At 69.0% G+C, this 23,482-nt stretch carries 21 protein-coding genes and 2 pseudogenes; 11 read left to right on the forward strand and 12 right to left on the reverse strand.

The features are described 5' to 3' along the window. Nucleotides 1-70: 70 nt before the first annotated feature. The 4 genes from QSJ59_RS15960 to QSJ59_RS15975 form a co-directional block, all read right to left on the reverse strand. A complete protein-coding gene (locus QSJ59_RS15960; protein WP_432707491.1) occupies nt 71-1,105 on the reverse strand; it encodes a phosphotransferase family protein in 1,035 nt (344 codons plus the stop codon). 106 nt (nt 1,106-1,211) lie between these two features. Then, nucleotides 1,212-1,637 (reverse strand): TetR-type transcription factor C-terminal domain-containing protein, encoded by a 426-nt coding sequence (locus tag QSJ59_RS15965; RefSeq protein ID WP_285760359.1) that lies wholly within the window; start codon nt 1,635-1,637, stop codon nt 1,212-1,214. A 105-nt stretch (nt 1,638-1,742) separates the two neighbouring features. Further along, complete coding sequence (locus tag QSJ59_RS15970; RefSeq protein WP_285760360.1) at nt 1,743-2,393, reverse strand: response regulator; 651 nt, start codon at nt 2,391-2,393, stop codon at nt 1,743-1,745. A 10-nt stretch (nt 2,394-2,403) separates the two neighbouring features. Beyond that, on the reverse strand, nt 2,404-3,669 hold the full coding sequence (locus tag QSJ59_RS15975) for a sensor histidine kinase (RefSeq protein ID WP_285760361.1): 1,266 nt from the start codon (nt 3,667-3,669) through the stop codon (nt 2,404-2,406). Nucleotides 3,670-3,995: 326 nt separating this feature from the next. Between QSJ59_RS15975 and QSJ59_RS15980 the strand changes: the two are divergent. Beyond that, nucleotides 3,996-4,587, forward strand: a pseudogene (locus QSJ59_RS15980) (ATP-binding cassette domain-containing protein); the annotation flags it as partial. A 494-nt stretch (nt 4,588-5,081) separates the two neighbouring features. Further along, on the forward strand, nt 5,082-6,485 hold the full coding sequence (locus QSJ59_RS15990) for an FAD/NAD(P)-binding protein (protein ID WP_285760362.1): 1,404 nt from the start codon (nt 5,082-5,084) through the stop codon (nt 6,483-6,485). Between the two features lie 55 nt (nt 6,486-6,540). Here QSJ59_RS15990 and QSJ59_RS15995 read toward each other — a convergent pair whose 3' ends face one another. The 5 genes from QSJ59_RS15995 to QSJ59_RS16015 form a co-directional block, all read right to left on the reverse strand. Beyond that, nucleotides 6,541-7,314, reverse strand: coding sequence for a polyprenol monophosphomannose synthase (locus tag QSJ59_RS15995; protein WP_285760363.1), 774 nt, complete (start codon nt 7,312-7,314; stop codon nt 6,541-6,543). Between the two features lie 139 nt (nt 7,315-7,453). Further along, nucleotides 7,454-8,254: a DeoR/GlpR family DNA-binding transcription regulator gene (locus QSJ59_RS16000; protein ID WP_285760364.1), complete on the reverse strand. Its 801-nt coding sequence runs from the start codon at nt 8,252-8,254 to the stop codon at nt 7,454-7,456. An 87-nt stretch (nt 8,255-8,341) separates the two neighbouring features. Further along, a complete protein-coding gene (locus QSJ59_RS16005; protein ID WP_285760365.1) occupies nt 8,342-8,524 on the reverse strand; it encodes a hypothetical protein in 183 nt (60 codons plus the stop codon). A 216-nt stretch (nt 8,525-8,740) separates the two neighbouring features. Continuing rightward, a complete protein-coding gene (locus QSJ59_RS16010; RefSeq protein ID WP_349497215.1) occupies nt 8,741-9,997 on the reverse strand; it encodes an MFS transporter in 1,257 nt (418 codons plus the stop codon). Between the two features lie 211 nt (nt 9,998-10,208). Continuing rightward, nucleotides 10,209-10,967 (reverse strand): DeoR/GlpR family DNA-binding transcription regulator, encoded by a 759-nt coding sequence (locus QSJ59_RS16015; RefSeq protein WP_285760366.1) that lies wholly within the window; start codon nt 10,965-10,967, stop codon nt 10,209-10,211. A gap of 130 nt (nt 10,968-11,097) precedes the next feature. Here QSJ59_RS16015 and QSJ59_RS16020 point away from each other — a divergent pair, with 130 nt between their 5' ends. Beyond that, nucleotides 11,098-11,838, forward strand: a complete 741-nt coding sequence (locus tag QSJ59_RS16020; RefSeq protein WP_285760367.1) for a 4'-phosphopantetheinyl transferase family protein — start codon at nt 11,098-11,100, stop codon at nt 11,836-11,838. A 62-nt stretch (nt 11,839-11,900) separates the two neighbouring features. Here the strand turns inward: QSJ59_RS16020 and QSJ59_RS16025 are convergent, their stop codons facing one another. Then, on the reverse strand, nt 11,901-12,539 hold the full coding sequence (locus QSJ59_RS16025) for a LysE family translocator (RefSeq protein ID WP_285760368.1): 639 nt from the start codon (nt 12,537-12,539) through the stop codon (nt 11,901-11,903). Nucleotides 12,540-12,702: 163 nt separating this feature from the next. Here QSJ59_RS16025 and QSJ59_RS16030 point away from each other — a divergent pair, with 163 nt between their 5' ends. The 5 genes and pseudogenes from QSJ59_RS16030 to QSJ59_RS16050 form a co-directional block, all read left to right on the forward strand. Beyond that, nucleotides 12,703-13,191: an Lrp/AsnC family transcriptional regulator gene (locus QSJ59_RS16030; protein WP_285760369.1), complete on the forward strand. Its 489-nt coding sequence runs from the start codon at nt 12,703-12,705 to the stop codon at nt 13,189-13,191. A gap of 270 nt (nt 13,192-13,461) precedes the next feature. Continuing rightward, nucleotides 13,462-15,537: a prolyl oligopeptidase family serine peptidase gene (locus QSJ59_RS16035; RefSeq protein ID WP_285760370.1), complete on the forward strand. Its 2,076-nt coding sequence runs from the start codon at nt 13,462-13,464 to the stop codon at nt 15,535-15,537. A gap of 249 nt (nt 15,538-15,786) precedes the next feature. Further along, nucleotides 15,787-16,965, forward strand: a complete 1,179-nt coding sequence (locus QSJ59_RS16040) for a JmjC domain-containing protein (RefSeq protein WP_285760371.1) — start codon at nt 15,787-15,789, stop codon at nt 16,963-16,965. A gap of 278 nt (nt 16,966-17,243) precedes the next feature. After that, nucleotides 17,244-18,110 carry a (2Fe-2S)-binding protein gene (locus tag QSJ59_RS16045; protein ID WP_285760372.1) on the forward strand — a complete coding sequence of 289 codons (867 nt, stop codon included), beginning with the start codon at nt 17,244-17,246 and terminating at the stop codon, nt 18,108-18,110. Between the two features lie 58 nt (nt 18,111-18,168). Beyond that, nucleotides 18,169-18,285 (forward strand): annotated as a pseudogene (locus QSJ59_RS16050) (IS5/IS1182 family transposase); the annotation flags it as partial. A gap of 126 nt (nt 18,286-18,411) precedes the next feature. Here QSJ59_RS16050 and QSJ59_RS24330 read toward each other — a convergent pair. Beyond that, nucleotides 18,412-19,740: an alpha/beta hydrolase-fold protein gene (locus QSJ59_RS24330; RefSeq protein ID WP_349497216.1), complete on the reverse strand. Its 1,329-nt coding sequence runs from the start codon at nt 19,738-19,740 to the stop codon at nt 18,412-18,414. 92 nt (nt 19,741-19,832) lie between these two features. Here QSJ59_RS24330 and QSJ59_RS16060 point away from each other — a divergent pair, with 92 nt between their 5' ends. Continuing rightward, nucleotides 19,833-20,429 carry a TetR/AcrR family transcriptional regulator gene (locus tag QSJ59_RS16060; protein WP_285760373.1) on the forward strand — a complete coding sequence of 199 codons (597 nt, stop codon included), beginning with the start codon at nt 19,833-19,835 and terminating at the stop codon, nt 20,427-20,429. A gap of 220 nt (nt 20,430-20,649) precedes the next feature. On the opposite strand, the gene QSJ59_RS16065 is transcribed toward QSJ59_RS16060, so the two are convergent. Next, on the reverse strand, nt 20,650-20,958 hold the full coding sequence (locus tag QSJ59_RS16065) for a hypothetical protein (protein ID WP_285760374.1): 309 nt from the start codon (nt 20,956-20,958) through the stop codon (nt 20,650-20,652). Between the two features lie 248 nt (nt 20,959-21,206). Between QSJ59_RS16065 and QSJ59_RS16070 the strand changes: the two genes are divergently transcribed. Together QSJ59_RS16070 and QSJ59_RS16075 are read left to right on the forward strand one after the other, a co-directional pair. After that, on the forward strand, nt 21,207-22,214 hold the full coding sequence (locus QSJ59_RS16070; protein ID WP_285760375.1) for an ABC transporter substrate-binding protein: 1,008 nt from the start codon (nt 21,207-21,209) through the stop codon (nt 22,212-22,214). A 267-nt stretch (nt 22,215-22,481) separates the two neighbouring features. Beyond that, nucleotides 22,482-23,459, forward strand: a complete 978-nt coding sequence (locus tag QSJ59_RS16075) for an SRA domain-containing endonuclease (protein ID WP_285760376.1) — start codon at nt 22,482-22,484, stop codon at nt 23,457-23,459. The last annotated feature ends 23 nt before the right edge of the window (nt 23,460-23,482 follow it).

Below are 23,482 nucleotides of genomic sequence, written 5' to 3' on the forward strand. Positions count from 1 at the left end.
CCGCTGGGACAAGCGTGTGGACCGGGCGATCACGCCCCTCGCCGGACGTCCGGCACGACCAGCCCGCCCGTCAGTGCGCGTCGAGACGGTCGATGCCCGCGGCGATCAGGGCGGGCACGGCGGTGCCGACCCGCTCGAAGTCGGCTCCTACGGTCTGGCCGTGGATGAACCGGTAGTGGATGCCTTCCAGGATCACCGCGATCTTGAAGTAGGCGAAGCTCACATACCAGGCGAGGTCGTCGACATCGCACCCGGAGCGCTCGACGTAACGGGCGACGATCTCCCGACTCCCCGGGAATCCCGGGGCCCGACGCACACTGCTCACCCCGATGTCCTCGGGGAGTTCCGCGCTGCTGTAGGCCAGGACGAGGGCGAGATCGGTGAGCGGGTCGCCAAGAGTGGACATCTCCCAGTCCAGAACGGCCGTAATGCGGTCGGCGTCATCCACCAGGACGTTGTCCAGGCGGTAGTCCCCATGGACGATCGCCGCGGCGCGTTCCCGCGGAAGACCCGCGGCGAGCCGGGCGCGAAGCTCCTCGGCACCGGCGAGGTCGCGACTGTGCGAGGCGGCCAGTTGTCTGCTCCAGCGACGCAGTTGCCGCTCCAGGAAGCCGTCGGGACGCCCGAAGTCGGCGAGCCCCACGGAAACCGGGTCGACCGCATGCAGTTCGGCGAGGGTGTCCACGAGCCGCAGCAGAACAGCGTGAGTGCGCCGGGGGCCGATGGCCGCCAGTTGGGCGCCGTCGCGGTAGGGAGTGCCGGGGACGAGGTCCATCACGTAGAAACGCGCACCGATGACCGATTCGTCCGTGCACAGCAGCCGGGTGGCGGGGACCGGAACGGGGGTGGCGGCCAGGGCGGTGATGACGCGGTACTCGCGGGCCATGTCGTGTGCGGTGGGCAGGACGTGGCCCAACGGTGGCCGGCGCACCACCCAGTGGTGCACGCCGTCGGTGATGGCATACGTCAGGTTGGAGCGGCCTCCCTCGATGAGTCGCCCGGTCAACGTTTCGCCCACCAGGCCGGGGCGTGCCTTGTCCAGGTACCTTCTCAGCCGTTCGAGGTCGAGCCCGGGTGGGTTGGCTCCGCTCACAGTTCCCCCCATCACATACCGACCGACCGGTATCTACTACCGGGCGTAGCGCAATATACCCCAGAGGGTCACGACCGGGAGGACCGCGAGGAGAAGAGAAAAGCGTCGCGGGCCACAATTATCGAGCGATCGAGGAGGCGGCCGGACGCAGGCCGTCGAGGAGCAACCGCGCGTAGTATTCTCCCGCCGCCGCGGGCGTCCATTCCCCCCGCGGCTGGAACCAGGTGCGCAGCGAACGCACCGAACCGAAGAAGAAGTCGGCCACCACGTCCCCGGCAACCTGATCGGCGAAGACACCGCTGCGCTGGCCCTGCTCGATCAACCCGTGGAAGAGTTCGCGCTCGCTCCGACCGGGAAAAACGGCCACCGGTCCGGCGACCGCCGCGACCACGACCTCGACGGCGGCGGCGCGCAGGCGCCCCTCGACTCCCGTCCCTGCGACAATGGAGTCAAAGCGGCTGACCACAACGGCCACGGCACTGCCCTTCTGCGGCTCGAACAACCTCGGCCCGAGACGGCCGGACACGGCCACCGCGGTGCACACGGAACCACCTTAGGACGCGCCGGTCACCACCACCCACTCCAGGCGTTATTTATACGTGACCTTCATGTGTCGCCACTGTTACGAAGACACCGGTTCCGATCCGACTCACACCCAGCCGGCATCGTGGGCCGAGATCGCGGCCTGCACCCGGTTGCTCATGTCCAGTTTGGCCAGGATTCGGCTCACATGGGCCTTCACCGTCGCCTCGCGCATACCGAGTTCCCGCCCCGCCTCGGCATTGGACATGCCCCGGGCGACAGCCACCAGGACGGCGCGCTCGCGTTCGCTCAGCACGTCCAGCCGCCGAGCAGCCTGGTCCGCACCTGCCGCAGGAGCCTGGGCCGCGAAACGCTCCAGCATCCGCTTGGTGACACTGGGGGCCAGCATCGCATTGCCCTCGTCGATGGTGCGCACCGCTGTGATCAGGTCCCGGGGCGGAGTGTCCTTGAGGAGGAAACCCATCGCCCCGGCGCGCAGCGCCGCGTGCACGTACTCGTCCAGGTCGAAAGTGGTCAACAGGATGACTTTGGGCGATCCGGGCAACTCGGCGAGTCGGGCCGCAGCGGTCAGCCCGTCCATCCCCGGCATCCGGATGTCCAGCAGAATGACGTCGGGGGCGAGCCGGGCCGCCAGTTCCAGCGCTTCGGCTCCGTCCGCCCCCTCGCCGACGACTTCGAGATCGGGGGCGGAGTCCAGGATCATCCGCAGTCCTGAACGCACCAACTGTTCGTCATCGACCAAAACGATCGAAATCACGCGGCCCCCGTCATGGTTGCTCTCCGGTCGACGGGCCCTCGGCCCGCGCTGCCTCCACCAACGGCAGGACGGCGCGCACCTGCCACGCACCGTCGGGGTGGGGCCCCGCGGCGAGCGTACCGCCGGCCAGGGTGACGCGCTCGCGCAACCCCGCCAGGCCGTACCCACTGCTGGGCGGGCTCTCCTTTGCGCCCGTCGACGGCGGGTCGTTGACCACCACCACCTCCAGGTCGCAGGAACCGTAGTCCAGCCGCAGGCTCGCCGGGCTGTTGGGGGCATGCTTGGCAACGTTGGTCAACGCTTCCTGGACCACCCGGTAAGCGGTGCGCTCCAGCTGGGCCGCCAAAGGGCGCGGGGTTCCGGTGGTCCGCCACCGCACCTCCACACCGGCAGCACGCGAATCGTTGATCAGTTTGGCGAGGTCGCTGAGCATCGGCTGGGGAGCAGTGGGGGCGCCTGCCGTCTGGTCGTCCCGCAACACCCCAAGGATCTCCCGCAGTTCGGCCAGCGCCTCCCGTCCGGTGGTGCGGATCAGTCCGGCCGTCCGCACGGTCGCGTCGTCCCCGGCCGACACCTCCAGTCCGCCGGCGTGCAGGACCATCAGGCTGACCCGGTGGGCCACCACATCGTGCATCTCCCGGGCGATTCGGGTCCGCTCGGCTGCGATCGCGGTCTCGGCCTTGAGGTTCTGCTCGCGCTCCAGCCGCGCGGCACGGTCGCGGAGGTTGTCCACGAGTTGACGCCGGGTCCCCACCCACAGCCCCAGGACCAGCGGGAGGACAAGGGAGAAGCTGACGGTGAAGAGGGTGGTCCCGAAAGGCTGCTCCCAGTAGACGACGACCAGCGCCAGGAAGTAGGCGATTGCCCAGGACACCAGCCGGAACCGGTCAGCGGACCAGACCGCGTAGCTGTAGATAGCGATGGACAGCGGGACGAAATTGCCGAAGAGCAGCAGCAGCGCCAGGCTCAGTGCCAGCAGCCAGATGGGCCGCGAGCGGCGCAGCATGATCGTGACGGCGACCGCGGTCGGCAGGACCAGCAGGAGGATCAGCGCATACGTGACGACCAGCAGACGGGGCAGGACACTGCCCGAATCGCCGGCGAAAAGGCTGAAGGTCAGTATGCCGTTGCCGAGGGTGGAACCGAATCCGCCGGCCATCCCCAGCATCACGAAGGGGAAGAAGCCGATCGCCCAGCAGACGTCGGCCACCCTGTAGCGGTGCGTCCGGCCCCACTTCCAGGGCGCGGCCGTCCGTTGCATCCATCGCCACACCATGAGCGGGATTCTACGAGCGGATGAGCAGCCAAAGAATCCCTGTTCAAAGGCGTGGCGCGCGGGTGACGAAAGTCGATGGCCCGTATCCGGGCAGGTAGCGGCGCAATCGGCCGACGCTCTGCTTCCCGATGGTGTTGCAGGGCACCGACGAAAGTCGGGAACGGTTTCGGGCGAAAGGACGACCCTGGGCCTTCCCTCCCCCTTCGACCGTGGCCGCGATCAGCAGTTCGGGCGAGGTCGAAGGGGCGGGCCGGCCCAGCGTGGAATTCGTCGGCCGGGCGGCCTGCACAGTCACGTCTGCGCCCGACCGGCTGATGCCTCCACCCATGCCCAGGAGAACCACCGTGAGCCGGACGGCGGCGTCCCCCGTCCCATCCGCCGCGCCCGCGGTGGCGGCGCGCGGGCCGACCAAGGTGTACGGGGCGAGAACCCCTGCGGTGCGGGGATCGGGCGGGGTGGACGTGGAGTTCGCCCGGGGCGCGTTCACGGCCGTCGTGGGCCCTCGGAGTCGGGCGGTCCCCCCTGATGCAGTGCTTGGCGGGCCGACACCGCCACGTCCAAAAGCATGCGCCTGGGCCGCACCGGCATCACCACCCTCGACGACAGACGGCTCACCCGGCCGCGCCGCGAGCGCATCGGATTCATCTTCCAGTCCTTCAACCTGCTCCCCATGCCGACCGCGCACCACACCATCGTGCTGCCCGCCCGGATCGCCAAACGCACCGTGGACGCCCGATGCCTGGCCCACGTGATCGGGGCGGTGGGGGTGGCCGACCGCCTGGACCACCCGACCTCCGAACTTTCCGGGGGTCGGCCACAGCGCGTGGCCCGTGGCCCGCGCCCTGCTGGACGCGCCCGAGGCGGTCTATTCCGACGCCCACCGGCAACCTGGACGCGCGCTCGGGAGCAGAGATCCTGATCGCGGTGTTCGGCGTCGCCACCACCATGGCGCTGCCGGTGATCGAACGTCGCCGGGAATCGGCTCTGGTGCGCGCCCTGGGGCTGTCCAAAGGACAGGTGGGCGCGATGCTTGAGCATCGAGGCGGTACTGGTGTCGCTGGTGGGCGCCGTGCTGGGCATCCTGTTCGGCTGAGCTGCGGGAAACATGTTCATGGACCGGGCCCTGCCGGTGGGGCAGATCTGCGCCTTCATCGCGATCGCGGTGCCGACAGGACTGATCGCCTCGATCGCGCCGGGCCGTGCGGACCTCGATCACGGGGGCGCTGACGAGCGACCAGCATCGGCCGATTGCGCGAAACGGGCGTTTTCCAGGAGTTTCTCGTCGAGCGCCCGCTTTGCGTTTCCTATTTCCCTCCGGAGCTGCTTCCGGGTTACATTCCTGGGTATCGCCGCCGGAAGGCCCGCTGCGCCGGACCATTCCAATCGCTAATTCCGATCGATAGAGTAGGTTTATGGTCCGCGATCTGATGGAGCCCGATCCGCGGCCGGTCATCGCCTGCGTGGGTGGCGGGGCAAGTTCCGCCCTCACCGCGATCGCGCTGCTGCGCGCCACCACGTGGCTGCGACTGCGCTACCGGCTCGTGCTGTTCGACGAGCACGGCCGGCACGCGCGCGGGGTCGCCTACTCCACCCACGACGACGGCCACCTGCTCAACTCGCCGCTGAAATCCATGTCCGCGCTCCCCGACCAACCCGGCCATCTCGCCGAATGGTCGCACGAGCACGCTCTCGGACACGGACCGGACTCCTTTCTCCCCCGTCGCGTCTACGGCGACTACCTGGCCCAGACGCTGGCCCGGACGGCGGCCTGGGCGCAACCGCACGCCTCCCTGGAGTTGCGCACCGCCCGGGTGGAGTCGGCCCGTCCGGGCGACGACGGTGTCACCCTGCGTCTGGGCAGCGGCGAGGAGCTGCGCGCCTCCGGCGTCGTGGTTGCCACCGGCAACGCCGCCGGGATGCACACCCCCGGCTGCCCGGAATTGCCGGGAGTCGTCTCCGACCCGTGGCACCCGGACTCCGGGATCACAGCCCTTGAGCGCGCCGACCGGGTTCTGGCGGTGGGAACCGGCCTCACCATGGTCGATGTCGCCCTGAGCCTGACCCGCAGCCGCCCGGACACGGTGGTGCACGCGGTCTCGCGGCACGGACTGCTGCCGCAGGAGCACCGGCTTCCCCTGGTCACCCCGCCGGGACTGGTCGACCTGCACGGCATGGCGGGCAACCCTCCGTCGTTGCGCGACCTGACCCGGCGGGTCCGCGCGGCGGTACGGGACTATCCGGGGGACTGGCGCCACGTCGTGGACTCGCTGCGGCCGCACGTGCAGATGGTGTGGCAAGGGCTGTCCGCGAGCGAACAGCGCCGCTTCCTGGACCGCCTGGCCCGGCACTGGGAGGCCGCACGCCACCGGATGGCACCCGAGGTCGCCGCCCGGCTTTCGGCGCTGCGCGCACAGGGCCGGCTCCGGATCCACAGCGGTGGGCTCCGCGAGGTCGGCCGGGCAGACGGCGCGTTGCGCGCCCGACTGGGCGATGGAACGGCCCTGGACGTGGACGCGGTGCTGAACTGCACCGGTGCCAACCCCGGAAGCGCGCCTTTCATCACCCGCATCCTCGGTGACGGCCTGGCGCGCCCCAACCACCTGGGCCTAGGGGTGGACACCTGCCCGCGCGGCGCCCTGGTGACCCCGTCCGGGCGGGTCAGCCGACGCCTGTTCGCTTTGGGGCCGGTACGCCGCGGCCAGCTCTACGAGACCACGGCGATTCCCGAGATCCGTGCCCAGGCCGAGCAGTTGGCCCAGCGAATCGCCGACACCGTGCTCCGCAATCGCGCGGTGGAACCGACCGTGGTGCCCTGAAACAGGCCCTGGCCCTGCGCCGGCACCGGACCGTGGGAGCCGGCGCAGGGGTGGATCAACCGGGGCGATGCGCCTCGCGCTCGTACTTGCGCAACCGGAAGGGGCGCAGCGCGGATTCGACCTGCACCGCGAGGTCCATCTTGCTGATGCCTTCGGCGCGGTCCTCGAAGTGAATGGGGATCTCCAGCATCTTCTGGCCTCGACGGTAGGCACGAAAGTGCATCTCCACCTGGAAGCTGTACCCGCTGCTGTGGATGCTGCCCAGGTCGAGGGCTTCCAGGGCCTCACGGCGCCAGAGTTTGAAGCCCGCGGTGACGTCGCGGATGGGCATCGCCAGGATCGCCTTGACGTAGGTGTTGGCCCAGCCGCTGAGCAGGCGGCGGCGCACTCCCCACTCCCCCGACAGACTGCCACCGGGTACGTAACGGCTGCCGATGACCACACCGGCACCGGTGGAGAGCAGGGTACCCAGCAACTGGGGCACATAGGCCGGGGGGTGGGAGAGGTCGGCGTCCATCTGGGCGACGAAGTCGGCCCCGTCGTCGAGGGCTCGGGTCATCCCGGCGATGTAGGCGCGCCCCAAGCCGTCCTTTGCGGTGCGATGCACCACCGTGATCCGGCCCGCGTGCTCGGCGGCAAGCTTGTCGGCGACCTCGCCGGTGCCATCGGGTGAGTTGTCGTCCACGATCACCAGGCCCAGGCCGGGCAGTTCGAGTGCCATCAGCTGGGCGACCAGCACGGGCAGGTTGTCCGCCTCGTTGTAGGTGGGGACGACGACGCTTAGCCGGGATCGGGACCACGGCTCGGGCAGGGTGACCGGGGTGGGCATGGGGGAGAAGGCCTCCATCATCGGAATCCGGGAGCGTAACCGGTGGCGGGTCGTGGTCGCTGGCTGCGTCTCACTCCAACCATTGTGGCCGGAACCGCCGCCCTCCGACGCCGACCGTCACGGCGACGGCATCGGGCCGTTACTCCCCGCGGTCGCTCTCCGGGACGGCGACGTGCACCGTGGTCCCCGTGTCCTCCAGGGTCATCAGGATCTCGGGGTCGGCGTGGTTGTCGGTGACCAGGTGCGCGATGGCTTCGGGAGCAACCGTCTGCACCATCGTGTCGGCTCCGACGGTGGTGTGGTCGGCGAGCACGATGACCTCCTCGGCGCAGGCGACCAGCGCGCGGTCCACACTCGCCACTGCGGCGTTGGACGTGCTCAGGCCCCGTTCCGCGGTCACCCCGTTGCCCGAGACGAATGCGCGGTGCACCCGCAGGCCGCCCAGGGAGTGTTCGGCCGCGCTGCCGACGAGCGCCATGAGCGAGCCGCGCAGCGTCCCCCCGGTCATCACGACCTCCACACCGGTGGCTTCGGCCAGGACCTGGGCGACGCGCAGCGAGTTGGTGACGACGGTGAGGCCCGCGCGGCCGGTGAGCTCGCGGGCCAGCGCCTCGGTGGCATCGCCGGGGCCGAGCACGATCGCGTCGTCGTCGACGACCAGCCGCGCCGCGGATCGGGCGATCGCCGGCCATTCGGACCGGGCGTGGTCGGCGGAGCGGGTATCGCCGGCACGTATTCGCCCTGGAAGGGCAGCCCCGCCCCGCCTGCGGTCGATGAGCCCTTGCGCCTCGAGCGTGCGCACGTCGCGGCGGACCGTCACCTCCGAGGCGCACACCCGATCGGCGAGGTCGCGCAGCGCCATCGTGCCGTTGGCCCGCACCAGCTCCAGGATCCGCTCCCGGCGCTCGGCGGCGAACACCGGTTTGCCCTCCCGAGCCATTTGACCCCATCTCGATCTGCCGCGGCGACGGTCGGACCGGGTGGTCCGACCGCTGATGCCGCGATCAGATCATAAGGGAGCAGGCGGTCAGTCGAAGCGAACGCCGTGTGCGGAGAACGCCTTGTCGATCGCCTCGTCGTCACCATGGTCGTCGGAGGAATCGTCGCCGTCCTCGGTTCCGTTGCCGAGGACCAGGGCCAGGATGAAGAGCGTCACCACAACGGCGAACGCGACCAGTGTGGCGATGCCGAACATCAGCAGCACGGACATGCCTTGGCTCCCTCGGGCCGGGGGTGAACCACCATGCACGGCATCCGGGATATGACCCAGCTCACCGAGTACGTCCCTGTGGGGATTCCCTGCCCACGCACTCGTTACACGCGCCCAGGGGCTCGCCTTGGTGATAGTGCTGTCACCCGATATCGGATGGTGGACGGACGCACTGCCGCCCGGCACCGGCTCCGGTGCCGGGCGGTCGGAGAGGACTCATGCGTCGACGGGGTGGACCGAACCCTCGCGGTCGGGGCGGAGCGCGACAGCAGCCAGTGCGATGAACACCGAGAGCACGGCCGGCACCGCCATGGCCACGGTCAGGTTGGTGACGTGGGCAAGGGCACCGATGGCCACGGGGCCGCTGAGCAGTCCCACATAGCCGATCGCGGCGACGAATCCGAGATTCCGGCCGGCGCGGGCGGGGTCGTAGTCGACGGCGGCGGTGAAGACCTGGGGAATGATGCAGGAGAGACCCGCCCCCATGATCGCGAAGCCCACGATGGAGGCGAAGGTCCAGGGCGCCACCAGGCTCAGGGTGAGCCCGCAGGCCCCCAGGAGCCCGCCCGCGCGCACGATGGCGACCGGGCCGAAGCGGGCGGTCAGGCGGTCTCCCACGAGACGGCCGGCGGCCATGAGGGCGGAGAACGCGGCGAAGCCTGCCGCGGCCAGCGCACCGGACGCGCCCCGCTGGTCGTGGAGGAATACCGTGGCCCAGTCCGTGGCCGATCCCTCGGCGAGCATGCAGCACAGGGCGACCAGACCGAAGAACACGACCTTGGGCGAGATCCGGGCGCGACCCCCTGGTTTCGGGCTGGTCGGGTCCTGGTCACCACGGACCGGGGCCGGGGCGGTGGAGTCCAGTCCGCCCAGCAGCCCACGACGCACGGCCACCGAGAGCACGACCAGGACCAGGGCGACGATCCAGAAGGTGAGAGCGGCGCTCATCCGGGCGTAGGCGGCCAGTCCGCCGAGGGCCGCGCCGGTGAAACCGCCGATGGAGAAGGCCGCATGAAAAGAGGCCATGATCGGACGACCGTAGAGGCGTTCGACCCGGGCGGCGTGCACGTTGATGGGGACGTCGATCATGCCGTGGCCGGCCCCGATCGCGAACAGTGCCACGAAGAGGAAGGGCAGGGAGTTGGCGTAGCCCGGCGCGACCAGCGCGAGACTGCCGATGACGGCTGCGGGCAGGATGGTGGCGGTGCTGCCGTGCCGGTCCACCAGGCGTCCGGCGACCTGCATCGCGGCCAGCGCACCGACGGCCAGCCCCAGCAGGGCGAGGCTCAACTGCCCGTCGTTGAGTCCTGCCTGCTCCTTGACAGCGGGGATGCGGGCAGCCCAGGTCGCGATGATCATTCCCGCAACGAAGAAGTAGGCCCAGACGGTACGGCGTGCTCGACGCAGAACAGGGGAAACAGCCGGAGCGGCCTTCGGTGGCACAGGACGGGGAATGCGCTGGTTCTCGGTCACGGTTCACCCTCACTCGGGTCGTGCTGGGGGCGTACTGGGCGGGCCCGACGTCGCCGGGATCGGCCGGCGGCGACGGGGCGAGGGGCGGCGCGGCCGGGTCGGCCCCGTCGCCCGAGCGGACCGGGAGCTCCGGACAGGAGCGCACCGGCGCCTGGAACCGGGCGCACGGACCGCCCGGGGGCACACGGTTGACGGATGGGAGGAAGGTGCGCTAGACGCACTGGACGACGACACCGGCGGCGCTGATCGCGGCCACGGCCTCGTCGGGGGCATCGGTATCGGTGACCAGGACGTCGATGTCGCCCACCGGGCAGACGTATCCCATGGCCACCTGGGCGAGTTTGGTGGAGTCGGCCGCCAGGACGACGCGCCGCGCCGACCGCATGGCTGCCCGTTTGATGGCGACATCGCCGAGGTCGTAGGCAGTGACCCCTTCCGCGACCGACAGGCCGCAGCATCCAAGGACGGCGGTGTCGAAGCGCACCGCGTTCAGCGACGCCTCTGCGAGAGGGCCGATCAGGGAGAGCTCGCCGACGCGCACTTCTCCCCCCGCCATGAGGAGGCGGGCAGTTCGACCATCACTGAGAACCTGAGCCACCTGCAACGACAAGGGCATCACGGTGATGTGTCGCTCGGCGAGTTCCCGAGCCACCTGGAGGGTGGTCGTCCCGCTGTCGAGCAGCACCGCCTGGCCGTCACCGATCAGCTCACCGACCGCCTCGGCGATCCGCCGTTTGGCATCGGGGGCTTGGCGCTCCCGGATCGCATAGGGCGGCTCCTGTCCACGGGGCAACAGGCTGACCGCACCGCCGCGCACCCGACGCAAAACGCCCTGCCCTGCGAGGTGGTCGAGGTCGCGTCGGACGGTCATCTCCGAGTGTCCGGTGGTCTCGGCGAGTTCCACAACGGTGACCTCGCCCTCCTCACGGAGCCGGGCGACGATGAGATCCATCCGTTCGACGCTGTCCATGTCGCAATTCAAACACAGAAGATGTTCATTAGATCGAGTTACGGACCTTAAATATGTGTGAACTATCAGCATTGTCGAGTGAACCGAAGCACATTGCCGCGCGACATCCCGAACCGGTCACAATGGTGGGGTGCTCTCCTCATCAGCCAGCAGCCCCGTCCCCTGCGCCGTCTGGTGGGCCGCCCCGGCCCTTGCCACGCCGGCCCTTCTCGACATTCTCGACACCGACGAACGGGCCCGGCACGGCCGCCTGCGCCAATCGAGCGACCGCGACCGTTACGCCGTGGCACACGCCCTCGCCCGGTTGCTGTGCGCGCAGGAGAGCGGGTGCGACCCGCGAGAGGTGACGTTCGCCCTGCACTGCGGGTACTGCACGCGCACCGACCCCCACGGCAAACCCCGCCCCACGGGTCCGTCCGAGGGGCTGGAAATCTCGATCACGCACTCGGGGGAACGCGTGGGGGTGGCGTTGTCCCGGGGAGTGCCCGTGGGACTGGACGTGGAAGCGATCAAGCCCACGCGCGACCTCGACGGCCTGGCCGACTACGCACTGACCGCCGCCGAGCGGGCAACCCTGGACGCCCGGCCCGAGGCCGAGCGGGCCGCGGGCTTCTTCTCCTACTGGTCGCGCAAGGAGGCACTGCTCAAAGCGACCGGGGCGGGACTCTCGGGCGGGTTGACCTCGGTTGCGGTCAACGGTCCGCACGAGGACGCGGCCGTGCTGCACTGGGATCCGCCCAATGCTCCCGCAGCCGTGTGCCTCACCGATCTGGACGCCGGAGCCGGCTACCGGGCGGCCTTGGCCGCCCTGGCCCCGGGCCCCCTGGCCCTCACCGTTCACGACGGTGCCGCCCTGCTCGCCTCCCACTGATCCCCCGCCCCGACCTGCCCGAGGACGGACAACCGGACGGGCAGCAGGGGCGCGCGGGGACGCTAGGCGGCCACGGCCAGCGCCACCCCGAAGGCGGTCAGCGCCATTCCACTGGTCAGCTCGATGCCCTGGCGAACCCTTCGCCGGCGCAGCAGCTCGGAGAGGTGGGAGATGGCGAACACGTAGACCGCCCACCACATCAACGCGATGGCGATGACGATCGCCCCCAGGAGCATGATCTGCGGTGCGGCGGCCGCGTCAGGAGCAACGAACTGGGGAAGGAAGGTCAGGAAGAACGCCAGCGGCTTTGGGTTGAGCAGGTTGTTGAGCAGCCCCTGCGTAAAGGGCGAACCTCCTCGGCCGGACTCGGCCCCCGGCGCCAGCTCCGCGAGGTCCCCGCGCCGCCAGCCGCGCCACAGTCGCAGGAGGACGGCCGCGCCGAGGTAGACGAGGTAGGCCGCACCGGCGAAACGCAGCACGACCAGGGCGACCGGACTGGCCGCGATCATCACGGTGAGCCCTGCGGCGGCAAGCAACGTGTAGGCGGCGATCCCCGTCGTGGACCCCAGCCCGGTCGCCATTCCGGAGCCGTGCCCATGCGCCAACGTGTTCCGCGTGACCAGCACGAAGTCCGGCCCGGGCAGGACGACGATGACGGCCGAGGCGAGCACGAACACGAGAAGGTGTTCGGGCATGGGCATAGCGGTACTCCTCAGGTGATGATCGGGGTGCGGAGACGGGACTCCGAGGGCTGCGAACGACACACGGTCGGGGCGGCGAAAATCCGCCCAGTTCACGGCCACAATGCTTCAATTATGAAGATACTTCCGCAAGAATCGCAAACTGCCGTGCTAAGTTCGGCAAATGACTGAGAATGTTCGCTTGGATTCGGCCGACCTGGAGATTCTGCGGATCTTGCAGAACGACGCACGGATCACCAACCGCGATCTCGCGGCCTCCGTGGGCCTTGCCCCCTCGACCTGCCTCGATCGCGTGGCACGACTGCGCGAATCGGGCGTGATCACCGGCAACCGGCTCCGGGTGAACCCCAGCGCACTGGGCCGCCCCATCCAGGCGTTCCTGTCGCTGCGGGTCCACCACAGCCACACAATGCTGCGCTCCACCGCCGAGCACATCCGCGCGCTGCCCGAGACCCGGGCCCTCTACCACCTGGCCGGGGTCGACGACTTCCTGGTGCTGGTCGCCGCCGCCGATGTGGCCGACCTGCAACGGCTGGTCGTGGACGAATTCACCACCCGCCCGGAGGTCACCCAGGTGCAGACGATGCTGGTCTTCGAGGAGTGGGAGGGCGGTCCCCTTCTCCCCCCGCAGGAGCACCGCGAAGCCGATTGAGGGTGGCGAGCCGGACCGGGAAAGATCACAGCAGCCGACGACAGAACCTTTCCGGCATTTCCGGCCACACCGTCTCGACCTGGACCGACACAAAAATCGCGCGGGTAAACGTATACCTGACGCCACACTCCTGTCGTGGTCAGGCAAGCCGTTCCTGCCTTGACCGTGGGCGACCGGCATTGATGTATTGCAGACGTGCCCAGCCTGCTCAGTGCCTCCCGCCCCTTGCCTCCCCACCGCCCCACAGGTGCGACCTCGGAGGCCCGCTAGGTGCGCGCGGACCAGGAAGCGCGGCTCGACAGCGAGTCGTTCACCCAGACCCTGCACGGGCACCGGGTCGTCGATCCCTACCAGGGACTCGAACAAGACGAATCGCCGGAGACGAAGCGCTGGCTGGCCGACCGCGACGCAGAACTGCGCGCAGCCGCGACACAGTGGCCGCTGCGCGCCGACCTGGCCGACGACATCCGCGGCCTCGTCTCCGGTGTGCTCTGGTCGGTACCGCAAACGCGCGGCACGGCCGTGTTCGCCACCCGGCGCGACGCCGGGGACGAGCATCCGCGGCTGGTCGTGGTGGAGGGCGACCACGAGCGGGTGCTGTTCGACCCATTGGCCGTGGACCCGTCCGGGGCGACCACGCTGGATGCCTGGGAGCCCAGCCCCGACGGCGCACTGGTGGCGGTGCAGACCTCCAGCGGCGGCACCGAACGCGGCGCACTCGAAGTGCTCTCGGCCACGGACGGAAACCCCGTCGAACGCCCCGTGCCCGGGGTGCGGTACTCCCACGTGGCCTGGTTGCCCGCCGAGCACGGCCCCGCCTTCTATTTCGCCCGGCGCGACGACGGCGACGGCCGCCGCGGGGTGTGGCTGCACCGGATCGGCGCTGCCAGGGGAACCGACACGTTGGTGCACGCGTGCACCGGTCCGCGGACCGTACCGGGCGTCCGGTTGCGCCGCGGGCGCTGGCTACTGATCAGCGAGAGCCACGGCACCGGGCACCGCAGCGACCTGTGGATCGCCGACCTGTCCGGTGAGGATCCCGGTGCTCCTGCGCTGCGCCCGGTCCACGTGGGGCTGGAGGCGGAGTCCGAGGCCGACGTCGGGCCGGACGGGCTGTTGTACCTGCGCACCACGCACGGCGCACCGCTGCGCCGGGTGTGCGTCACCACGCCCGAACGCCCCGACACAGGCAACTGGCGCGAAGTGGTCCCCGAGGACCCCGAGGCTACCCTGGACGGTTTCGCGGTCACGGGACGCCCCGGATCGGTCGAGGTGCTGGTGACCCGGACCCGACTGGGCATCAGCGAGTTGGCCTCACACGATCCTGAAAGGGGCACGGAACGGGCGGTCGAACTGCCCGGTGAGGGAATGGTCGCCGAACTGGCCGCGGACTCCCGGGGAGGCGCCCATTTCTGTTATGCCGACGTCTCCTCGCAATTGTCGGTATGGGTGTACCGCAGCGGCGAGCCGCCGATCCGCTGGCCGGCCGACCTCGCATCGGCCCCGGACCGCACGCCGGTTCGCAGGAGTGTCCTGTGGTGCTCCTCCGCCGACGGCACCCGGGTTCCGGTGAGCGTCTTCTCCCTGGACGGCGCGTCCGCCGGACCGACCATCCTGCACGGCTACGGCGGGTTCGGCCGTCCGCGCCAGTTCGGCTTCTCCGCGACGGTGCTGGCCTGGCTGCGGGCAGGCGGACGCTACGCGGTCGCACACGTACGCGGCGGTGGCGACCGCGGGCGTGCCTGGCATCTGGCAGGCGCCGGACGGAACAAGGCGCGCGCGGTCATGGATCTCGTCGCCGCGGCCGACACCCTTGTGGCGCGGGGGATGTGCGACCGCGACCAACTGTGCCTGTCCGGCGGATCGGCGGGTGGACTGCTGGTGCTGGCCGCGACTGCACGGCGGCCCGACCTGTGCGCGGCGGTGATCGCCTCGGCGCCACTGGCCGACATGGTCCGCTTCGAACGGCTGGGGTTGGGCGCGATGTGGATCCGGGAGTTCGGCACGGCCGCCGATCCCGAGGACTTCGCCGCCCTCCTGGACTACTCCCCGTACCACCGCGTGCTGCGCGGCGGGCCGACCCGCTACCCGGCGGTACTGCTGACCGGGTTCGGCGGTGACACCCGCACCGGTGCCGCCCATCCCCGCAAAATGTGCGCGGCTCTGCTGGCGGCGGCCACCGGACCGCGCCCGATCCTGCTGCGCTACGAGCACGGCGTGGGCCACGGCCCGCGATCCGTGACCCGCGCAATCGAACTCGCGGCCGACGCACACGCGTTCGCGGCTGCGGAGACGGGGCTGTCACCGGCCCGCCGACGGCGGGCCCGGCCCCATAACGAAAGATGAGGTGAACGCAGATGGACCCCAACCAGTTCGAGGCAGAGGTCGAAGAGCTGACCGAGGTCACCTCGCGGGACATCACCGCAGGCGGCGACAGCGACGGCACTGACAGCAGTTCCGACTTCATCTAGCACGCTCGGGCGGTCGCCGAAGGGGCCTTTTCGGCGGCCGCCCCCTCTTTTTCCGCTCCCCCGCGTTTTCCGGGCGGTGTCCGCGCACGCCCAGCCCCCCTGTGATTGTGGAGGACCACCGCTCGTGACCGATCGCCTGTTCACCGAGACGCTGCGCACCGCCGTCGGCGAGGACCTGCTCCAGTCCCGGTTGTCGAACGAGTTCGTGTTCGCCGACCTGGGTGAGGAGACCGTGCGCGAACTACTGACCTTCGATGCCCTCAGCGACATCCTCGGCTCCCACCAGTTGGAGCCGCCCCGGCTTCGGCTGCACCGGTTGGGAAAGCCGGTTCCCCTCAGCGACTACACCGAGCTGGGTGACTCCTCCGGGGGCGAACGGCGCGTGGTGCGCCCCGAGGCGCTGTACCAGCGGTTGCGCGAGGGGGCGAGCCTGGTCCTGGACGGCGTGGACCGGCTGCATCCGCCGGTCCGTGCGGCCACCGACGACCTGATGCGGCTCGTCCGTGAACGCGCCCAAGTGAACCTGTATCTGATCTGGGGCGACTCCCACGGTTTCGACACCCACTGGGACGACCACGACACCTTCATCGTGCAACTGGCGGGGAGCAAGTCCTGGCAGGTGCACGGCCAGGGCAGCCGCCCGCACCCGATGAAGGTGGATGCCGACCACGCGCACACCCCACCCGGGACGACCGTGTGGGAAGGGATCCTGCGCCCCGGCCAGGTACTGCACGTTCCGCGCGGCTGGTGGCACACCGTCAAGGGCAACGGGGACGTCAGTATGCACCTGACGTTCGGGTTCACTCGCGCCACCGGGATCGATTGGGCACAGTCGCTGCTGAAGCGGCTGCACGAGGCGGAGTTCCTGCGCACCGACCTTCCCCGGTTCGCCTCTGCCGAGGAACGCCGCAAGCACCAGCACGAGCTGGTCCGGCGGCTGACCGATCTGGCGGAAGAACACGACCTGGACGGATTCTTTGCCGAACGCGACGCCCGATTCCCGCGCCGGCAGTCCTTCGCCCTTCCCTGGGCGGTGGACGCTACGGTGCCGGATGCCGACACCGTCGTGGAGTTCACCCCGATCCTGCCCCCCGCCCTGGAGCGGGAAGACGACCGGGTTGCCCTGGCGGTGTCGGGGCGGCGCTACCGGTTCCCGGTGGCGGCCGAGCCGATGCTGGCCGAACTGGCCCGCGCGCGGACCCTGACACTGGGCGAACTGGCCACGAGCACCGGAACCGACGTGGCGACGGCCGCGGAACTGGCCCGGGTCCTGGTTCGCCACCAGCTGGTGCTGTTGCGGTAGAACCGGCGAAAGCCGCAGATGACACGCAGGTGACGATGGCGTTCCGGACCCCCGGTGCGCCATCGTTGCGTATAACCTTCCCCTTCTGCGGCTTTGCCGCGGAAGGGCAGGACACACCAAACCGATCCGCGTTAATTGCCAAAGTCAATAGGTGAGGCTACCCTCACTTGTATACAGGAGGTGACTGCCGCGCCGTCGGGAAGACCGACGCTGCCGCGCAGGCCACCGGGGCATTGATCGCGTCGGGCGCACTCGCGTCCGCAGGAAGGCTTTTCGCCATGGCTCACTCGCGCCACCCGCTCTCCACGGTGGTAGACGCCTGTGCGCCGTTGAAGTTCTCGCCGCTGCCGCAGATCCGGACCGCCGAGGTCCTGACTGCGACGGAAGAACCGGAGACCGAGCACTGGTACCGGGCCGACCTCCTCTCGGCCAAGGGTGCGCTGGGCCCCGTCTACGACCGCTTCATGGCCGCGCACGGCCCCGGACACCCTCTTCCGTCGGCGACACACCTGTTGCGCCGGCTCTTGCGCGAGCCCATCTTCATGGTGGCAGCGGGGATCTATCTCACCGGGCGGGCACCGCTGCTGCGGGCCCATCACCTGTGGTTCCCCACCGGTTACAACGCCGATTTCGGTACCCCGATGCTGACCGGCTCGCGTGTTGCGGTCCTGCGCGGCGACGCATTCGCCGACCACCCCGACGCGGTGGTGGCCGCCGACGCCGACGAACTGGACCGCCTGGCTGCCCAGGGGATGTTCGACGCCTTCTCCCCGCTGGTCACCGCCGTGCAGGCCCATACCCGGGTAGGGCTGCGCACTCTGTGGGGCTGGATCATGGACACCATGCACTTCTACATGCTCAACCCGGCCAGGTTCCTGGGCCGTGACGCGGGGGCGGCATGGAGTCGTGCCGACCGACTGGCCGACGCCCTGGTCGAGGCCGGGGCCGTCACCCGGGCCCGCCCCCGGCTCTTTCCCTTCTGCGAGGAGGACCCGCGGGGCACGTGGGCCGTACGCGGTACCTGCTGCTTCGACTACAAGGGCGATCCCGCGCACGGATACTGCACCACGTGTCCACTCAAGAACGACACCCAGCGGCGCGACGAGTTGCAGGAGTGGATCCGCAACCCCGCACTTGCCCCTTAGACGTCATCTCGTTCGGATCGCCGGCCTGTCGGTCGTGGTTTCGATCGTGCGGCGGGTGATGCCCGAGGCACCTTCGCGACCACAGGGCGGCGGTCGGCGTCGGCATGGCGGTCGGGAGGTTCCGGCCGCGATCGTGTGCACAGCGACTTCCGGATGCACGTGGCAGCGGCTTCCCTGCCCGACCGGCTCGAAACGCGTTCCGGTCGGGTACCACGAGCGATGCCGGGAATCCGGGGCGGCGGCACCGGCCGGGAGCACCACCGCTCAGCGCTGCGGTTCGGCAGGGCCTCGACGTCCCGGTCTACTGGGCACGGCAGGTTCTGAGGTAGCTGAGGAACGATGCCTGTAGCCCGGTCACGTGCGTTTCGTGCATGAGTGCGCTGGTGACGGATCCGCTGCGCGGGGTGAGGTGGTGAAGGAACGTGGCCGCGTTCTTCGCGAGGTTCTGGTAGACCGCCAGGTCTCCGAGGAGCTCGCGGTCGTTGAAGGTCACGTGAAGCTTCGTGGCGGGCAGGGTGTCGTCCATTGCTTGAAGACGAGCGAACACCTGGCTCTCCGCGTTGACGATGCCGGGGCTGCCCGCGCCGATGCTCTCGAAGAAGGTGCTGTTGGTGAGCCAGGCGTAGAGACTGAAGAGTCCGCCGTAGGAATAGCCGAAGAGGCCGTGACCGCCCGGGGCCGTGCCGTAGTCGCGTTCGATCCGCGGGTGCAGCTCGTCGGTAAGGAAGTTCAGGAACACATCTCCGCGGCTGTCGCTCAGTTCAGCGAGGTAGGCGTCGGCTTGTTCGCGAGTCATCGTGCCCGTTTCGATCCCCATCTCCACCGCATCGATGTACTCCTTCGCGATGGGTTCGCCGGGGGGCACGAGGTCGCGGTTGCGCAACCGCTCCCACTGCTCTGCTTCCTTGCCCGCGTACCCCACGCTGACTTGGACGTAGGGCTGAATCGACTGCATGGGGTCCAGTTGCGTGACGATGAGTGGGGCGGTCAAGCCCACGGCCCAGTTGCCGTCGAGGACGTACACGACAGGCGCTTGCGCCGCGGCAGGGTCGTAGCGCGGTGGCGTGGTGACCCAGACCCCGTAGTCGTGCCCACCGCTGGAGCGCATCTCGAAGTAGTCGGTATGGGGGAGGCAGCCCTGCCACATGGTGCTCATCTGAGGTCCTTCACGATTTGGCCGGCCTTGGATGACGAGGACGGCGTCGGTGGGATCGGGGAACGGTTCTGGGCCGTCGAGCGGGTTGCCGTTCCGAAGAACGGGGTCTGCCCGGGCTCGGGGAGCGACGACACCCACCCGGCCGGACAGGTCGAGGACCTCGGCGTCGGTCCGGGTCGTCGCCCCGAGCGCTTCCATCGGCGTCTCGCGGGCCGCGCGCAGGCCGAGTTCCTTGCCGCGACGGCCCTGGGCCGGACCGACGAGGTCAACACCCGGCCCGATCCGTACTCCTGCGTGCTCGGCGACGGCGAGCGCTTTCGCCGTCTGCTCGCACGTGCCCCTGGCCCGGTCGCGGGTCGACTCGGCGGGACCGGCTCCGGCGGTGCGGCCGTTCCCGACAGGGATGCCGAGATTGCCGGGATCGCGCCGCGATCCGTCGATGCCCGCCGCGCCGACCACATGTTCGGGCCCCATAGTCGGTCCTCCGCCGTTGCGAGCTGACTGCGATCATGTGCGAAGCGACACGGAACCGCCGATTTTTCTTTTCCAATGGATAAACTATGGGAGTGATCCTGTCAATTTCGGAACGCGCGGGCAGCGCGCGCGAGCGACTCCTGGCACGGCTTCTCGACGCCTTCGGCGCGGCCCTTCCCCCGCCGGAGATGTCGCTCCGTGAGGTCGCCGCCCGGATCGGGACCAGCCACGCCCTGTTGCGATACCACTTCGGTTCGCTCTCGGGTGTCTTGGCCGCCATGCTCAAGGCGCAGCGATCCCGTGACAACAAGGCACTTCTGGAAGCCGCCCGGCAGAGCACCTTCGACGATTTCGTCGTGGCGATCTGGCGTACCTACACCCGGCCGGAACAGCTGTCGCGAGTCCGTGGCTTCTTCTACGTCGTCGGACTGGCCACGTACGACTCCGAGGGCTTCCGTGAGTTCATAGAGTCGATCGACGACCTGACCGTGATGCTGTCCTCGCTCGCGGAACGCGAAGGGCTCGGCACGAAGGAAGCGCGGGATGCGGCCACCGTCACCGTTGCCGCGATTCGCGGCCTCCTCCTGCAGGAAGTCCTGACTCCCGGAACCCGCCCGGAGGACGCGGTCGCCTTGATCCTGCGCATACGAAAGGACCGATCCGTTCCACGATCACGTCCGGAGCGTTAACAGGCTCCCGGCCTTTAGCGCCGCCTCACCCGGTCCCTCGACCCCTGCCTGCGGACGCGCCGACAAGCAGCCTCGACCATTGGTTGCTCCGCCTTTCCACGGCCAACCGAGTGTTCGGTCTGCACGAAGGGAGGGCTGCTCGTCCTGGCTGCGGGGGCAGTATGTGCGACGAGGACCCGTGAGACGCGCGCGGGGCAGGGGCACACCGACGGGGCGGCCCCTACGCGGGTTCGACCGAGGCCGGCTCGACCTGGACCGAGCGCCGGCGCCCGTAGCGCCACTGGAGAAAACCGCGCTCGCGCTCCACCCGGCGCATCTCCGAGTAGAGCTCGGTGGGATCGAGCGCGGAGACCGCCTCGCCGCCTTCGGGCAGCGGCCAGCAGGCGAAGGCCCAGAACCTGCGGGTATAGGGGCCCCAGAGCACGACCCAGGCCCCCTGTTTCTGCCACTCGATGTAGGTGGCGATCCGGTCCCGGTCGGGGTCGTAGCGTTCTCCCTCAGCGCGCCCCGTCCCCGCCCCCTTACGCACCCGCGGCTCTCCTCTTCACCCGCCCGAGCGTGTCCCGGTGTCCCCCAAGGCTCACATGCGGGCCGCTTTCCGGGGAAGAGCAATACCGTTACGGATCGGGCCGGATCCGGTCACCCACGGCCGGAGCCGGCCTCTACGGATCGACCAGGAACCCCCCTCCCCAACCACTAGTCTCACAGGCTAGCCTTACCTAAGTTAGGCATGGCTATGGAGGGGACGTCCCCTCTGCCCCAAGTGTTGGAGGACGAATGAACCGTCTGTCGAACCGCGGCTCCGCGGTCGAGCGCGCCCGGGACCGCACACCCGCGGCGTGGCGGGTGCTGGTCGCCGGTGTCGGGGCGTTGACCCTGCTGGGCGCCAGTGCTTGCGGCGGCTCAGGCGCCCAGGAGCCGGCGGCTCCCGACGCCGCGGAGATCCGGGACTACACCAACCCCGACGGCACGACGGTGCAGATCCCCGTTGCGCCCCAACGCGTAATCACCCTGGGTCAGGCCACCCCCTCCGCACTGGAGCTGGGCATCCCGCTGGTGGGGGTGAGCGAGGCCGACACCACGTTGATCGCCCCCGACGCGCTGACGAGCTACGAGGAACTGCCCAAGGTCGGGCAGCGCACCGAGATCAACATCGAGGAGATCGCCACCCTCGCACCGGACCTGATCATCTCCGGCATCCCATCGAAGATGGAGTTCGACTACACCGCCCTGACCGAGATCGCCCCGGTCGTCGTGGCCGAACCGGGCAACCCCGGCGAGTGGCGCACCACCAACGAGACCATCGCCGACGCCGCCGGCGTACAGGACACGGTCGCGCGGATGGCGCAGGACTACGATGCCCGTACGGCGGAGCTGAACGAAACCTACGGCGAGAAGCTGGAGGGCGTCTCCGCAGCCTCGATCGCCGCCGGGTTCGAGAAGAACCAGTGGCAGTTCGACTACCAGGACTCCTGGTCGACCAGTGTCATCCAGGACGCGGGGCTGCGTTTCGACCAGGCGGCCGAGGACGGCGGTTTCTTCGAGACGCTGTCCTTCGAGGAGTTGGACCGGCTCGACGACTACGACCTGGTCGTCATTCCCGGCGACGGGACGGGGGAACCCACCGAACTCATCCGGCCTGTGCTGGAGCAGTCGGTCTGGCAGGAACTGGAGCCGGTCGAGGCGGGCCGGGTCTACACCGTGGCCTGGCCCGAGGCACTGACCTACACGACCGCCATGCTGCGCCTGGACGCGCTGGAGAAGGATCTACTCAGCAAGCTGTAGCCACCAGGGGGAAGAGCCGCGCGGGCAACCGCCTTCTTCCCCCGCTGCGCTGAAGCGCCCCCAACGATGTGGGCGCTTCGGGTCACCGCGCAGGCCCGTGGGCAACTGCCAGGGGCCTGCGCGGTGCAACCGGATTTTTGCACCGCACAAAGACTGCTCGATTGATGACTGCTGGCTCCCCAAGGTCGCCAGCGACCGACCGTCGCAATGGGTGCCCGGAAGTCACACCCATACGCCGCTGTCCGTACGACCAATTACTCTCATGAGATGGCTGAAGCAGGCATCGAACCGGGACAGATTACAACCCGCGCCGAAATGAAGGACCTCTTCGGGGGCGGCCCACAGGGGGGAATCGTTCCCTCCACCACGACGGACACCATCCTCATCTACTCCGACCATTCCACCGGACACCGCTACGGGTACTACGACGGCTGGCTGGCCGAAGAAGACGAGCACGGACCAATCTTCGAATACACCGGGGCCGGCACCGTTGGCGATCAAACCTTTCAAGGACAAAAGGGAAGCGGCAACAAAGCGATTCTGCATCATGATGCTGACGATCGTGTTCTCCGCGTTTTCATTGCGGCCGGCAAAGTTCCGGGGTCGGGAACAAAATTTCAGCGCTACGTCGGCCAGTTCGCATTAGATCTGCAACAACCGTACGTCCTCCGGCAGGCTCCCGATGACACCGATACCTTGAGAACCGTCATCGTTTTTCGGTTGCGCCCGACTAGTGACGTCAAACGCAACGAAAAAGACGCTATCCCGCCGGCTCCAGCCACACAGGTGAACTTGGTTCCCGCCGAGGTCACCACCAGTTCCATGGTGGAACCAGAAAACAACAAGAAGATCAAGGGCATACGCTCTGCTCAGCCCAGCACCCCGACCGAGCGCCGCGAAGCAGCATTATCCAATGCCTATCAGAAGCACCTCGCAACTAACGGCCATGAGGTCAAGCGGGTCCAGATCAGACCAGAGGGACTCACCTCAACGCTGATGACTGATCTTTACGATGTGACCGACCATGTGTTGTACGAAGCCAAGGGGACGAGCACCCGCAAGGACATACGCATGGCCATCGGCCAGCTTCTTGACTACCGACGCCACGTCACTCCCCCAAATCCGAGGCTTGCCGTCCTGGTGCCGAGCGAGCCGGATCAGGATCTCCAAAAGCTTCTCATTGCGGAAAACATTGCCCTGGTCTACCAGGACGACGTCAGTTTTATCGGCGAGATTGTCCCCTAGCAGCACCACGATGATCGGGCGGG

It is taken from the genome of Nocardiopsis ansamitocini (assembly GCF_030268225.1).
In the GTDB taxonomy this organism is placed as follows: domain Bacteria; phylum Actinomycetota; class Actinomycetes; order Streptosporangiales; family Streptosporangiaceae; genus Nocardiopsis_D; species Nocardiopsis_D ansamitocini.

Coding starts and splice junctions, on each gene's coding strand:
- QSJ59_RS15960 (WP_432707491.1), bottom strand. CDS start 1,105: ATGGGGGGAACTGTGAGCGGAGCCAACCCACCCGGGCTCGACCTCGAA.
- QSJ59_RS15975 (WP_285760361.1), bottom strand. CDS start 3,669: ATGGTGTGGCGATGGATGCAACGGACGGCCGCGCCCTGGAAGTGGGGC.
- QSJ59_RS15990 (WP_285760362.1), top strand. CDS start 5,082: ATGGTCCGCGATCTGATGGAGCCCGATCCGCGGCCGGTCATCGCCTGC.
- QSJ59_RS15995 (WP_285760363.1), bottom strand. CDS start 7,314: ATGCCCACCCCGGTCACCCTGCCCGAGCCGTGGTCCCGATCCCGGCTA.
- QSJ59_RS16000 (WP_285760364.1), bottom strand. CDS start 8,254: ATGGCTCGGGAGGGCAAACCGGTGTTCGCCGCCGAGCGCCGGGAGCGG.
- QSJ59_RS16005 (WP_285760365.1), bottom strand. CDS start 8,524: ATGTCCGTGCTGCTGATGTTCGGCATCGCCACACTGGTCGCGTTCGCC.
- QSJ59_RS16015 (WP_285760366.1), bottom strand. CDS start 10,967: ATGGACAGCGTCGAACGGATGGATCTCATCGTCGCCCGGCTCCGTGAG.
- QSJ59_RS16025 (WP_285760368.1), bottom strand. CDS start 12,539: ATGCCCATGCCCGAACACCTTCTCGTGTTCGTGCTCGCCTCGGCCGTC.
- QSJ59_RS16030 (WP_285760369.1), top strand. CDS start 12,703: ATGACTGAGAATGTTCGCTTGGATTCGGCCGACCTGGAGATTCTGCGG.
- QSJ59_RS16045 (WP_285760372.1), top strand. CDS start 17,244: ATGGCTCACTCGCGCCACCCGCTCTCCACGGTGGTAGACGCCTGTGCG.
- QSJ59_RS24330 (WP_349497216.1), bottom strand. CDS start 19,740: ATGGGGCCCGAACATGTGGTCGGCGCGGCGGGCATCGACGGATCGCGG.
- QSJ59_RS16070 (WP_285760375.1), top strand. CDS start 21,207: ATGAACCGTCTGTCGAACCGCGGCTCCGCGGTCGAGCGCGCCCGGGAC.
- QSJ59_RS16075 (WP_285760376.1), top strand. CDS start 22,482: ATGGCTGAAGCAGGCATCGAACCGGGACAGATTACAACCCGCGCCGAA.